Origin of the sequence: Parapedobacter composti (genome assembly GCF_900112315.1) — a bacterium.
Classification (GTDB): Bacteria; Bacteroidota; Bacteroidia; order Sphingobacteriales; family Sphingobacteriaceae; genus Parapedobacter; species Parapedobacter composti.
This window is the reverse complement of record NZ_FOLL01000003.1, coordinates 268,963-282,188: the sequence shown is the minus strand read 5'-3', so window position 1 is coordinate 282,188 and position 13,226 is coordinate 268,963. Positions and strand designations below refer to the sequence as shown.

Annotated in this window: 15 protein-coding genes; 10 read left to right on the top strand and 5 right to left on the bottom strand. The window is 48.4% G+C overall.

Annotated elements, in window-relative coordinates; all coding sequences use genetic code 11:
- Positions 1 to 17: 17 nt before the first annotated feature.
- Positions 18 to 1,217, bottom strand: coding sequence for an aspartyl protease family protein (locus BM030_RS05985; protein WP_090972167.1), 1,200 nt, complete (start codon positions 1,215 to 1,217; stop codon positions 18 to 20).
- A 140-nt stretch (positions 1,218 to 1,357) separates the two neighbouring features.
- On the opposite strand from BM030_RS05985, the gene BM030_RS05980 reads away from it, so the two are divergent.
- From BM030_RS05980 to BM030_RS05965, 4 genes are read left to right on the top strand one after another with little or no spacing between them, the layout of a single operon-like run.
- Complete coding sequence (locus BM030_RS05980) at positions 1,358 to 2,311, top strand: CPBP family intramembrane glutamic endopeptidase (RefSeq protein ID WP_090972165.1); 954 nt, start codon at positions 1,358 to 1,360, stop codon at positions 2,309 to 2,311.
- A complete protein-coding gene (locus BM030_RS05975) occupies positions 2,292 to 2,504 on the top strand; it encodes a putative signal transducing protein (RefSeq protein ID WP_170845647.1) in 213 nt (70 codons plus the stop codon). Before BM030_RS05980 ends, BM030_RS05975 begins: the two co-directional genes overlap by 20 nt.
- 12 nt (positions 2,505 to 2,516) lie before the next feature.
- Positions 2,517 to 3,320: a phosphatidate cytidylyltransferase gene (locus BM030_RS05970; RefSeq protein WP_090972161.1), complete on the top strand. Its 804-nt coding sequence runs from the start codon at positions 2,517 to 2,519 to the stop codon at positions 3,318 to 3,320.
- 16 nt (positions 3,321 to 3,336) lie between these two features.
- The gene (locus BM030_RS05965; protein ID WP_090972159.1) at positions 3,337 to 4,011 is read left to right on the top strand and encodes a DUF2461 domain-containing protein; all 675 of its coding nucleotides are present in this window, start codon (positions 3,337 to 3,339) and stop codon (positions 4,009 to 4,011) included.
- Positions 4,012 to 4,015: 4 nt separating this feature from the next.
- Here the strand turns inward: BM030_RS05965 and BM030_RS05960 are convergent, their stop codons facing one another.
- Positions 4,016 to 5,212, bottom strand: coding sequence for an anhydro-N-acetylmuramic acid kinase (locus BM030_RS05960; protein WP_090972157.1), 1,197 nt, complete (start codon positions 5,210 to 5,212; stop codon positions 4,016 to 4,018).
- Between the two features lie 100 nt (positions 5,213 to 5,312).
- Between BM030_RS05960 and gcvH the strand changes: the two genes are divergently transcribed.
- Together gcvH and BM030_RS05950 are read left to right on the top strand one after the other, a co-directional pair.
- Complete coding sequence (gene gcvH / locus BM030_RS05955) at positions 5,313 to 5,693, top strand: glycine cleavage system protein GcvH (RefSeq protein ID WP_090972154.1); 381 nt, start codon at positions 5,313 to 5,315, stop codon at positions 5,691 to 5,693.
- Positions 5,694 to 5,775: 82 nt separating this feature from the next.
- Positions 5,776 to 6,174, top strand: coding sequence for a VanZ family protein (locus BM030_RS05950; protein ID WP_139215823.1), 399 nt, complete (start codon positions 5,776 to 5,778; stop codon positions 6,172 to 6,174).
- Positions 6,175 to 6,341: 167 nt separating this feature from the next.
- Here BM030_RS05950 and BM030_RS05945 read toward each other — a convergent pair whose 3' ends face one another.
- Both BM030_RS05945 and rlmN read right to left on the bottom strand, forming a co-directional pair.
- On the bottom strand, positions 6,342 to 7,037 hold the full coding sequence (locus BM030_RS05945; RefSeq protein ID WP_244518713.1) for a ComF family protein: 696 nt from the start codon (positions 7,035 to 7,037) through the stop codon (positions 6,342 to 6,344).
- A gap of 5 nt (positions 7,038 to 7,042) precedes the next feature.
- Positions 7,043 to 8,104 (bottom strand): dual-specificity RNA methyltransferase RlmN, encoded by a 1,062-nt coding sequence (rlmN, locus tag BM030_RS05940; RefSeq protein ID WP_090972253.1) that lies wholly within the window; start codon positions 8,102 to 8,104, stop codon positions 7,043 to 7,045.
- A 179-nt stretch (positions 8,105 to 8,283) separates the two neighbouring features.
- Between rlmN and BM030_RS05935 the strand changes: the two genes are divergently transcribed.
- Entirely contained in the window at positions 8,284 to 9,459 is a 1,176-nt protein-coding gene (locus tag BM030_RS05935; protein WP_090972152.1) for an amidohydrolase family protein, read from the top strand.
- A gap of 11 nt (positions 9,460 to 9,470) precedes the next feature.
- A complete protein-coding gene (locus BM030_RS05930; protein WP_244518711.1) occupies positions 9,471 to 9,887 on the top strand; it encodes a (deoxy)nucleoside triphosphate pyrophosphohydrolase in 417 nt (138 codons plus the stop codon).
- Here the strand turns inward: BM030_RS05930 and BM030_RS05925 are convergent.
- Positions 9,884 to 10,456 carry a hypothetical protein gene (locus tag BM030_RS05925; protein ID WP_139215822.1) on the bottom strand — a complete coding sequence of 191 codons (573 nt, stop codon included), beginning with the start codon at positions 10,454 to 10,456 and terminating at the stop codon, positions 9,884 to 9,886. The two genes, BM030_RS05930 and BM030_RS05925, sit on opposite strands and share 4 nt — an antisense overlap.
- 434 nt (positions 10,457 to 10,890) lie before the next feature.
- Between BM030_RS05925 and BM030_RS05920 the strand changes: the two genes are divergently transcribed.
- On the top strand, positions 10,891 to 12,342 hold the full coding sequence (locus tag BM030_RS05920) for a hypothetical protein (RefSeq protein ID WP_090972148.1): 1,452 nt from the start codon (positions 10,891 to 10,893) through the stop codon (positions 12,340 to 12,342).
- Between the two features lie 36 nt (positions 12,343 to 12,378).
- The gene (locus tag BM030_RS05915; protein ID WP_139215821.1) at positions 12,379 to 13,212 is read left to right on the top strand and encodes a hypothetical protein; all 834 of its coding nucleotides are present in this window, start codon (positions 12,379 to 12,381) and stop codon (positions 13,210 to 13,212) included.
- The last annotated feature ends 14 nt before the right edge of the window (positions 13,213 to 13,226 follow it).

Genomic DNA, 13,226 nt, shown 5'->3' with positions numbered 1-13,226 from the left:
AAGCTAAGATAGCAATACTAAAGCAGACTATGTAACTTCAACGGAATTTCCAGCAACTCGTCGCCTCGGCTGACAATCAGTTTCACCCGTTTTTTTGCCATCATCAATACCCGCTTATACTGAACGAAATCCCCATTGGCCACGTTGTCAATGGCAACGACAACATCCCCTACCTTAAGCCCCGAACGATCTGCCGGAGAACCGCTTATGATTGAACCGATAATAACCGAACCGTCGATATAATAAAGCTCCATGCCAGAATAAGAGTAATAGAAAGGCTCCCGGTAAAGCGTATTGGGTTCGAGGTAAATCTCCCGTTGTTCGTAATTAAAAATTGCATTAAAGCGTTTCAGGAGCTGGTTTCCTATAAGTCCGCCCAAGTACGGATAGGAAGTCACATTATGCTCATCATCAAACACCATAGCAGGCACTTTCCGGAAACGGTACGGCCCCAGCCGGAAATTCCGTACCAAGGTCATTTCCATTTCCAGTTTGCCCCCCACTCCATGTGCCTGCAGGGGAAAGCGCTTCCGCTTCTTTCGAATAAAGGCGCTGTCCTGATCAAAATCCCGTGAAAACATCAGCGACATTCCGGCCCCGATATCAAAAAGGTAGCGGGAGGTTACCGAGCGATGATCGGTCACCTTTGCCGGCAATACCGGCAACGTCCGGATAAACGGCTTCAGCAGATACCCGCCCCTCGGGTATTTGATGGCACCTTGCGAGCAGATCTGCACTTCATTAAGGTCATAGTTGATTTTAATGATATACCGGCTGAATAGTGAATACCCGATTACACCATCTATCTTTTTGCCATAAACATACGATAGAAATTCGTAATTATTCACATGAAAATTCAGGCTATCTACCACGAGTCCGTTCAGTTTGAGCGACATGTTATAAAGAAATTCCGCACGCCGTACCCCCGCGATTCCCCGTATATTGATGTCAGACAACTCAGGCACAAGCCCTAACGAACTGACTGTTGTAGAATCCAATGAAATGCCGCTGCTTCCCGTATCCAAGATAAAAGTAAGGGTATCCGGATAGCCCACCAAAACGCCATTTATCAAGACAACGCTTTCCGCCACCAATGAGAAGGGAACAACGGTAAGCGTCTCGGAAGGCGGTGCAATATATTCTTCCTGCGCTTGCACCTTCGCTACCGGAAATAAGCAGGCGATCGTCAAAAGGAATATAATTGGCAGGGCTTTCATCACAGCGCCTTTAGTATTTCCAAACTTAGCTAAACTCGTTTACAAAAACAAACGGCAGGTACTTTCCCAGCATTGATAACAATGGATGTTTCTCGATTTCGGCTGCAATCCGTATCTTCATCCCCAAATTAAGTAACCCTATGGCCTCACGCCCTGTTTCCCACGGCTTCCAAGGTGAAAAACACCCAGCAACGTCGTTGATCTTGCTTCTCGCCTTGGCGTTTGCCGGAGCCGTTATCATGGGTACACTTTCTGCGTTCATCGGTTTTATCACTTTAAATCGCGCAGGCAGCCTCACCGGATTGGAAGATCTCGCGTCTGCAACCACCCATACCGGTTTCTTAAAAATCTTGCAGGCAGGTTTCAGTATCGGTATGTTCATCCTTCCACCACTCCTTATGGAAGTGTTTGATAAGCCGCGGCAGCGCTATCTCGCTTTTACCACTTCAGTAAATCCCTTATTATGGCCAATGGTACTGGGGATTATGTTCTTTGCAGGACCGTTGTTCGAACAAGCCATTTTGCTGAATGAACGCCTGCAACTTCCGGAAGCCCTGTCTGGGCTTGAAAACTGGATGAAAGCTAAGGAAGCCGAACAAGAGCGGTTGACCAAGTTGTTACTTTCAGATACCTCCTACTGGGGTATGGCCACCAGCCTGATCGTAGTAGCCGTAATAGCCGCTATCGGTGAAGAGTTTTTCTTCCGGGGTTGTCTTCAACGCCTTCTATCCCGTTGGTTTAACAACCCGCATACCGGCATTTGGGTTACCGCCGTCATCTTCAGTGCCATCCACCTCCAATTTTATGGTTTTTTGCCCCGCATGCTGATGGGAGCGCTGTTCGGCTACCTTTTGCTGTGGGGCAAAAACATCTGGTTGCCGGTGCTGGCTCACTTCATCAATAACGCAACGGTAGCATTGTCCGCATTTTTCCTTCTCCGGCGGGGTCGTTCATTTGAAGAAATGGATGCCGGATTGCAGATTCCAGCTTATTTTTATTTTATTAGCTTTGTGCTTACCGCAGTGCTGTTGTACCAATACCATAAAACCGCCACGGCACAAAACATACGATATAATGGAGAAACATTGGATTAAGCTACTTACCACCACCAATCCCTTTCAGGCAGAAATCACGAAACAGATGCTTGAAGAACACGGGGTACCGGCAATAGTAATCAACAAACAGGATTCGTCTTACCGCTTCGGGCAAGTGGAGGTATATGTGCATGAGTCAGATGAAGCCTTCGCACAACGTTTAATCGCAGAAAACGAATCGGAAGATAACTAAGCCTGAACTGCCATGAGAACCCGTGCGATTACCGGCCTTTTTTTTGTGATCGTCCTACTAAGCGCCATGTTTTTAGGCCAATATGTGTTTGCAGTTTTTTTCATAGTGCTGAGTATCTGTTGCCTCGATGAATTCTATCGCATCATCGCAGACGACGCAGCTAAGCCCAGCCGGCCGTTGGGTTTGCTCGTGGGCGGTGTACTGTTTGCAGCCTATGCAGCGCTCCGGCTTGACATATTCACTGCACATTATCTGGGGCTTATTGCCCCCTTAATAGCCTCCGTATTTATTACCGCCCTTTACAAAAAACAGGAAAAACCATTCGCCGGCATCGCCTACACCCTACTGGGGGTGCTATATGTAGTCTTACCATTTGCCTCGTTCTTTACATTGGGCATTATGGGTGGGGTGTATGACTACCGCTTACCCTTAGGATTCATGCTTATTCTATGGAGCAATGATACCGGTGCCTACCTGGCGGGGAGGCGCCTTGGCAAGCACTTACTTTTTGAACGCATTTCGCCCAAAAAAACTTGGGAAGGTTTTGCAGGAGGGGTTTTATTAGCGCTGGTTACCGCCATGGCCATAGCCCATTATTTTCCCGTAATTGCTCCTTGGCAATGGATAACCATCGCGCTAATTATTGCCATATTCGGCACTTTCGGGGATCTGGTCGAATCGATGCTCAAACGCAGTCAGCGTGTCAAAGATTCAGGCGCACTATTACCCGGCCATGGAGGCTTGCTCGATCGTTTTGACGGGTTGCTGCTTGCCGCCCCCATTGTATTAGCCTTTCTCCATACCGTATTAAACTAAACGAACGTTAAGCGTTATGCAATTATCCATACATCCCACTACCTTTGATTTCCTTTCGGCAATCAAAGAAAACAACGACAGAACCTGGTTCCAAGCCAACCGCGATGCCTACGAACAAGCCTGGCTAAACATGAAGGAATTTACCGCGGCCATAATCCACGGCCTCGCGCAGACCGATCGGTATATTACCGAAGACATCCCCGTAACAAAATGCTTATTTCGGATATACCGCGACACCCGGTTCAGCAAAGATAAAGCACCGTATAAAACGTGGCTCGGCGCGGGAATATCCACGGCAGGCCGCAAGCTGAACGGGCCGGAATATTATCTGCATATACAGCCGGGAAATAGTTTTGCCGCCGGCGGATATTGGCGGCCCGAAAAAGATCATCTGGCGGCCATCCGGCAAGAAATCGACTACAACGGAGACCAGTTATTGGAGTTGTTAGCCGACCCCGAATTTAAGCAGCACTGCCAACTAGACATGCAGGATCAGTTAAAACGTCCACCCGCCGGCTTCGATAGTGATAACCCCTATATTGAATACCTGAAACTGAAAAGCTTTACGGCCTTTCAGGCCTTTACGGACGAAGAATTGGCACAGCCCGACGGGCTGGATCGTGTATTAGGAGCGTTCCGCCGGATGTATGATTTCAAACTGTTCCTACACCGGGCATTAGGCGACGATTAATAAACTATTCCGGAAAACTGATTTTTCCCATGCACACCGCCGGGGAGTTCATGATACCGTTCACATGAATGGCATCTCCCGCCACGGTTTCATTGGCGAGCAGCGCAAACAATGCCGCTTCCTTGGCATCCGGCACCAGCCCCAACTCATCAAAAGACAACACGCTGACGCCGGGAAGCCCTTCTTTAATGAACCGTACCAACAACGGATTATGCAGCCCGCCGCCACTGATATAAACTTTGACCTGCCTATGCGGCTCCATAACCCGGTTGACAGCCTGTACAATTGCAGAGGCCGAAAAAGCACACAACGTAGCCATCACATCGTGCTTGGAAAGACCAACCGTTCCCGCTTTATGCTGAGCATCAGCCAAGTACTGCAGATTAAAAAGTTCAGGCCCCGTCGTTTTAGGAAAAGGCAAAGCAAAAAAATCATGACTCAGCAGGGTGTCAAGCAGTGGACGATTCACAACGCCCGCAGACGCTATGGCCGCATCTTTGTCCATCGCCTGCCCCATAACCGCCTGCATATATTGATCCATTAAGGTATTGCCCGGCCCTACGTCAGTGGCGAAACACGGCATCCCTATGTTGCCTGCCGGAAGACAGGTAAAGTTGGCTATACCGCCGATGTTAAGCAAAATCCGGGTTTCCAGCCCATCGGTAAATAATAGATGGTCGCCATAGGCAGCCAAAGGCGCCCCTTCGCCACCCGCCGCAACATGTTTTTGCCTAAAATCCGAGACGGTAATTATACCCGTTGTGACGGCCACATGATCGCCATCCCCTATTTGCAGCGTACTATTGGGATACTCGAGATTGCCCGTAAGCGACTGCGGCGCATGATAAACTGTTTGCCCATGGCTGGCCAGCAAGTCAACCTCATGGTTTGGCACTCCCCAAGCGGCAAGCATTTCATTCACCAAACCACCATGGGTACGCCCCACCACCGCATGCAACCCGGTGAGTAACTGCTGATCTACCTCCCGTTTAGCGAAAACCTCCCGGATGCGGTTGCGAAATTCATCCGTATAGGGTGTGGTATCGAACTGCAGAAGCTCCAAAGCCGTTTCCTTTCCATAGCCGGTAATCCTACAGAGCGCTACGTCGAGACCATCCAGCGACGTACCCGACATCAATCCAATAATCAATCGAGTCTCCTTGCCTGCAATGGCATACAGTTTTTCGACATATTTATTCATGGCGGATAAAGGTAATGCTATTTTGCGATTTCATCATATAATCCTATTTTTGAGGAAATTTCACCATGTCAGCACATGGTCATATTAAAACAATAGTTTAATGACTTTTCCTACAGATTTAAAGTACACGAAAGATCATGAATGGATTCGTGTAGAAGGCGAAGAAGCCGTCATCGGCATTACCGATTTCGCACAGCGTGAATTAGGCGATATCGTCTTTATCGACATCAATACCATTGGCGATGAAGTACCGCAAAACGAAGTGTTTGGCACGGTAGAAGCCGTAAAAACCGTATCTGACCTATTTATGCCGGTTACGGCCACCGTATTGGCGGTGAACGATAAAATAGACGCATCGCCCGAACTGGTCAATCAAGACCCTTACGGAGACGGTTGGTTAGTACGTGTGAAACTAAGCAACGCGGCAGAAGTAGCGGAGCTACTTTCAGCAGCTGATTATGAAGCGCAGGTATCGGCCTAAAGCCATCGCATAACGGAGTACGGCGCCCCTGCGCGGGACGCCGTATTTTGGCATTATAATCGCTCCATAACGGATAAACACGATGAAGCATTACATTTGGGCTATACTATGGGCAACGATTATTCTGGTATTGTGTAGCTTACCGTCAGAAACGACCAACAATGTTCCTCAATTCCCTGGCATAGATAAACTCGTACACACCGGTTTCTTTTTCGTGTTTACCATCTTGCTGTATTATGGTGCTATCAGAAGATCTGCAAACACTGAACCTTCGTGGTCCATTACGTTCCGGGTAGTCAGCTTTTCAACATTGTTTGCCCTATTTACGGAATACATCCAATGGAAGATATTCACCTATCGGTCTGCCGAGGCTTGGGACTTATTTGCTGACATCGCCGGTACCGGCATGGGCGTTTTTGCCTACCTCGTATTGACAACTGCCGTAAAATGGACGTTATGCCGGGAACAGGCAACGCCATGATAACAACAGCGAATACCCGGATGAAACGCCGTAATACCTTCAGAAAAACATCCCTTCTCATTTTAGGACTCGCGCTTATAGCGCATTTGTCGGCCTGCGGCCTGTTTCGCAACGGATGCAAATGCCCTCGGGTACACCGGCATTCGGTCCAGCATATGCATGGTCATTCATACGGTCTTAGCGATGGTGACAGCGCTTACATCGGCCACACCGCCCGCCAATAATACGCTTGCGCAAGCCTCTATAGTAGCGCCGGTGGTCAGCACATCATCTACCAGCAGGACATGCCTGCCGGCTAAACCGCGGGAGTTATTCATTGCGAAAGTATTTAAGACATTTTCATGTCGCTCATACCGGGTTTTCCGGGTTTGGGTATCCGCAGCGCGATTTCTTACCAGTCCGTCGATTACCACCGGCTTCTGCATGACCTGCGAAAGCCCTCGGGCAAAAAAAGCACTTTGATTATACCCACGCTTCCGCAATTTTGCGCGGTGCAGGGGGACAGGAACAATTACGTCTATCTGGTTGAAAGGAGGCGTGGCGATGAGCAGTTCGCCATACCGCAAACCCATAAGGGTACCGATCTCGGGGCAGCCGCGGTATTTATACCGGTGCAATATCCGTTGCACCCGCGAATCATCCATGAAATAAAGGTAAGAAGCTACAGCCGCCAATTGCACGCGCCCCCAGAATAACCGTGCACTGCCGTTGCAGGAATCGCGGTGCCCATTGGTATAAGGCAGATGAAACCAGCAAACCGTACAGATTAAGTGCTCGCCATACGTCAAAGGCATGTCACACCCGGCACATGTCGGCGGGAAAAACAGGGAAATCAAATCGTCAAAATATTGTCTGATAATCATGCGCGTCAAACAGCAGGGCTTGCCGTTTCCTTGATGGCCAATTGCCCACATGCCGCGTCGATATCCTTTCCTCTGCTCCTGCGGATATTGGTAACTATCCCGCGGTGGCGTAAGAAATCAGCAAACCGGTCTATTTTATCCTCCTCCGCATTCTGAAAGTCAGCAAACGCTATAGGATTATACTCAATAATATTCACCTTACAGGGCAGGTGTTTGCAGAAAGCCGCCAGTTCATGCGCGTCGCTGAGCTCGTCATTAAACCCATTGAAAACGATGTATTCATACGTTACCGGATTTTTGGTCTTGGCATAATAATATTTAAGTGATTCTGCCAAAGCCCGCAGCGAATTCTGCTCGTTAATGGGCATAATCTCGTTGCGTTTCTCGTCGTTCGCAGCATGCAATGACAGGGCCAGATTAAACCGAACGCGATCATCACCCAGCCGCTTGATCATTTTGGCGATTCCGGCCGTAGACACCGTTATACGCTTTGCTGCCATATTCAATCCATCGGGTGCCGTGATGCGTTGTATTGACTGCATCACGTTAGCATAATTGAGCAAAGGTTCGCCCATCCCCATATACACGATATTGGTAAGCGGCTGCCCATAATTGTCCTGTGCTTGTTTACTGATAAGCACCACCTGGTCATAAATTTCGTCGGCATTCAGGTTCCGTTTCCGTTCCATATAACCCGTGGCACAGAACTTACAGGTCAGACTGCAACCCACCTGCGAACTCACACAGGCCGTCATGCGATCCGGCGCAGGAATCAACACCCCTTCGATGATATTACCATCGAAAAGTACAAAACTACTTTTGATCGTGCTGTCGGCACTGCGCTGCGCCTGCTTTACTTTAGCAGCATAGATAGCGAACACCTCCTTCAGTTTATCACGCAGCTGTTTACTGAGATTGCTCATCTCATCGAAATCCGTACACGATTTCTGCCAGAGCCAGGCATAAATCTGTTTAGCCCTGAACGGTTGCTCTCCCATAGCCATTAAATGGCTCTGGAGTTCATCCAGCGACAATTTACGAATATCGATTTTAGCCTTGGTACTCACCACGTTGCAAAGATACAGCTTTTTTAAACGTATTTTTGCCGCAAGTTTGGTCAAACACAAAAAAAAAACACATCTTTGCTTATGCTCAGAAACGAGCCCTAAACTGACCGGCATGCTATCCGTCAGTTCAGGCGGTTTCAATTAAGCCAAGGCATCAACCAGGCATAACCAATAATACGATGAACACTTTTTTCTCGGCAGATTACATACTACCCGTTGTCGGTGAAGCCGTCAGGAATGGTGTTATTGAAATAACCGAAAAGGGCGTCATTGCCGGCGTCCATGCTCCTGACAATCCAATTCTTAACGGCAAGAAAATCGTCAAGCACACCGGTATTATCACCCCCGGCTTTGTCAACACCCACTGCCATTTAGAATTATCCCACATGGCCGGTGTTATTCCCCGGCTCACCGGACTGGTGCCTTTCTTGCAACAGGTTATATTTCAAAGAGCGGCGTCCGAAAACCATATGCTGCAAGCCATGGAAGCAGCCGATAAGCAGTTGTATGACAACGGCATCGTAGCTGTAGGCGACCACGCCAATACAGCAGCCTCCGCTCCTGTCAAAGCCAGCAGCAGCATCCATTACCATACGTTTGTAGAAACCCTGGGATTTGAACCCGAATCGGCCGAGCAGAAATTTTCCGAAGCGTTGGCTATCGCTGAGCAGTTTAACCCCCATACGACGTCAGTTACGCCTCATGCCCCATATTCAGTATCTAAAGAACTATTTAAACTGCTCAATGACAATGCAACCGAGCATCAGATGCCTTTGAGTATCCATAACCAGGAAAGCGAAGAAGAGAACAAGCTCTTCCGCTACAAAAGCGGCCGGTTTTTAAACTTTTACCAAGTATTAGGCAGAGATATCTCCGGTTTTAAGGCGCAGGCAAGGAATTCACTGCAAACGTTCATGTCCTACCTATCGAAAGACACGCCGGTATTATTGGTACATAACACCTATACATCGTCCAAAGACATTTATTTTATCGAACGGCAAGGAAGGAATGTCAGCTGGTGTTTCTGCCCCAATGCTAATTTATATATCGAGGGTTCACTACCTAAGATTCCGAACTTCGTCCGCTACCACCACCGCATTACTATCGGCACAGACAGCCTGGCCTCCAATAATCGGTTGTGTGTATTGTCAGAGCTAAAAGCCATTCACCGGCATTTTCCAGAACTGCCCTTCACCGAAACCATAAAATGGGCTACCATTAACGGAGCTTCTTTTTTGGGTATTTCCGAACGATACGGTTCTCTCGAAAGAGGCAAAAGGCCAGGATTGAACCTCCTAAAAAACACCGACGGGCTATCTATTACGCCCTACACCGAGGTAGTGCGGCTGATTTAGTACCTTTGGCCATGCCCATACCCCATTACGACGTTGTTGCCGGAATCATCCAGCATGAAGGAAAAATCCTGTGCACCCAAAAAGGCCTGGGAAAACACGTATATACGAGCTTCAAATACGAATTTCCCGGAGGCAAAGTAGAGCCCGGCGAAACCGCCGACTCGGCTCTGTATCGGGAAATCAAAGAAGAAACGCGGCTGGAGGTCCAGATTGGCAATCGTTATCATGTACTCTTGCATGATTATCCCGATTTCCGTATTACCTTAACAGCCTATCTTTGCCGCGCCGCCCACATTGAAACATTGAAACTTACTGAACATATCCATCACCAATGGCTGTATCCAGCACAGCTCCGTGAGCTGGATTGGGCAGCGGCAGACTGGCCTATCGTGGAGAAAATTAGCGGCGACACCTCGCTAAGGCCTTAACTCAACAGCCAAAATACCATACCAAAAACAACGCCCAAGGCGATTCCCACTACGATTTCCTTATTTACATGGCGCTTTAGATGTAGCCGCGACCAAGCCAGCAACGGCGCGAACAACAAAAAGCACAACCCTGCATACCAATTGAAATATAAGATAAGGAAGCCTAAAAACGTGTGGAAGGCCAAGTGCATGGACGCTTTTACCCGAATATTAACCGCTTGTGCAACGAGCAGCAGCATTAAGGCACACGATAGCGCCAGACGCAGCGTCCAGCCTTGGTTTGTTAACCAAATAATTGCCGTGACTATCAACAGCAAAACCGAGGTAGCAATAAACCATTCCTGGCGCTGCCCCTGATCCGATACATCAAGGTTTGTGTATGTTCCCTTTCTTACTCCCAAAATGGTCTTTATCCCAATAGGCACGAAAATCCCGCCGATGATTAAAAAAGAAAGATAAGTTGCCTGCCGTGCCGGTTCGATGCTGAATAACAAAAAAACAACAAATACCGGAACTGTCAAAAATGGATGACCGAGCGTAGAAATTAGTTTTGCAATGGTTGTTTTCAAGTGTCTATCATTGGATGAACGGTGCGCCAGTATATCGTGCGAAAATAATCAAACTTTCAGAGGCAAACAATCGTCAATCTTCAAACCGAGTACGCACCATTATACTCTTAACTGATCGCTACCTGTCTGCATTTTAGGTAATCTTCTGCTAAGAACGGTAATATTTTAGTTAACGGCGAATTGTTTTAAGAAAAAACCATTTTTTTGCCCGTTATTGTTGCCATCAACTGAAAAACTTTGCATCTTTATCCGCATACATCTACCCGTATCATGACTTTATACAACTACTTAAACTTAGGCCAAGTGCCGACAAGTATTACACCTGGCCATCCAGTATACCTATACAGCGTTTTTAGTACAAATGCAATGCCTGATTTGGAAAAAAGGTAATACCCAGCCGCTATCGCAATTCCAAACGGTAATCAACACAGCCTATGAAAGTCAACTTACTATTCGTAGTATTAATAACTTCCGTATTTTATACCCCCATCTTTGCCCAGCAAAAAGTAAGGGACAATACCATTCAAGGTACAGTGTTACCCAATAAAGATGCATTGCTGGAACTGGAAAGCAACAGCAAAGGCCTCTTGCATGCACGGGTGCAATTGCGCCGCGCGGATGATGCTGCTCCGTTGTCGCAGCATCGCGCTGGCATGATGGTATACAATACGGCTACTGTCAATGATATTGTACCTGGTATTTACTACAATAACGGTAGCCGATGGGTGCTTGTTGCAGCGATGGATGATATCAAACCCATAAACTACGATTCGGTTACATATGAACTCACTTTTGTTGATGGGAATGACGAAACGCAGGTGATTAATTTAGAGGAAGTGGTGAAGGCAACGGAGACCCTGACCGCCATCCAACTCAATGCGGATACCACGGCCATCCTCTACACCGACGAGCACGGGAAGACCACCACGCTGCAACTCGACTCGCTCGTACAGAACCTGGAGACCCTGACCGCCATCCAACTCAATGCGGATACCACGGCCATCCTCTACACCGACGAGCACGGGAAGACCACCACGCTGCAACTCGACTCGCTCGTACAGAACCTGGAGACCCTGACCGCCATCCAACTCAATGCGGATACCACGGCCATCCTCTACACCGACGAGCACGGGAAGACCACCACGCTGCAACTCGACTCGCTCGTACAGAACCTGGAGACCCTGACCGCCATCCAACTCAATGCGGATACCACGGCCATCCTCTACACCGACGAGCACGGGAAGACCACCACGCTGCAACTCGACTCGCTCGTACAGAACCTGGAGACCCTGACCGCCATCGTGGGCGAGGTTACTCATTTAGGGGAGGATGGCGATGGACCAGCCGTTTACCGTATAACCTACACCGACGAGGGCGACGAGAAGACGGAAATAGACATCGCCGCCACCAACGGCCTCCATATCGATGGTACTTCCGGTGCGATAAAACTCGGTGGAGCCTTAGTATATGAAGAAACAGAAATCATAACAACCGCCACCAACACCCTCGCCATCACCGGCCTACAAGAAGGCGATGAAACGGAAGACCGCATCGTCGTAGTAGATAGAGACGGCGTGCTGAAAACCATTCCGGCTATTATCCCAAGCGCCATTGTAAAGAAAGACGCAAACTACACCGCCGTAGCGACCGATGAAACCATATTGGTAGATGCTTCAGGAGATGCCGTTACCATCACCTTGCCCAATGATGTACAAACAGGAAAAAAATACACCATCAAGAAAATCGACACCTCCAGCAATAAGGTTGTCCTTGACGGAAATGGCAGCGATATCGACGGGCAAGAAACCATTACCGGCACACTTCCCTATCAAGGTTGGACCGTGCAATTCGACGGTGAAAATTGGTGGGTCATCAATAGAATCTAACATGGCTGAGATAGGATGAATGCAAATAGACATACCATGAAAGCAAAAATCAAGTGTTTTAGTATACTCCTGTTCTTTATGGGATTATTCCATGCCGTCCACGCCCAACAAGGGTTTGGTACAGCGAACCCCAACCCCAACTCGGTCATCGACCTAACGGCCACGGATAAAGGACTGCTCCTGCCGCGGCTTGCCCTCCAAGCTACTAATCTGGCCACTCCCTTAGGCGAACACGTAGCGGGGATGCTGGTATACAATACGGCCACAGATGGCACTGGTGCCACAGCAGTCAGACCAGGATTTTATAGTAATGACGGCACGAAATGGGTGCGAGTAGATATCACGGCCTCCAATGGCCTACATATCGGCGATGAACACACCAGTGGCCAAGTGCAACTCGGCGGCGAACTCACCAAGCCCACCCAAATCGCTACAAATGCCGACAATACCATAGCCGTCACCGGTCTACAGCCCGGCAATCCAGAAAACGACCGCATTATAGTGGCCGACTCAACAGGTGTACTCAAGACGGTATCCGCCAACAAGTTTGTACGGTTCTTTTATATGCCCTCCGTCATCTTTGATACTTCTACCAACGGCACAGGGCGCACCAAAAATCTCTACGAAGAATACATCAAACAGTTCACAGGATCAGGTAATCCAACTCTGGTAGCAAGCGCCGGAGCTCCGGAACAAATCCCTTATCTTCCCAGGGCCACCGATCTCTACTATTATGTCACCTATTATGACACCGATGTATTTAACATACAAAACATCAGTGCAGAGGGCATCCTCACCTATGACGTCAAAGGGCCCGGTACCCCTACATCATTCATGAACATTGTGTTTGTCATCAAGGGAGAGGAGTAAGCAAACAAGTAGGA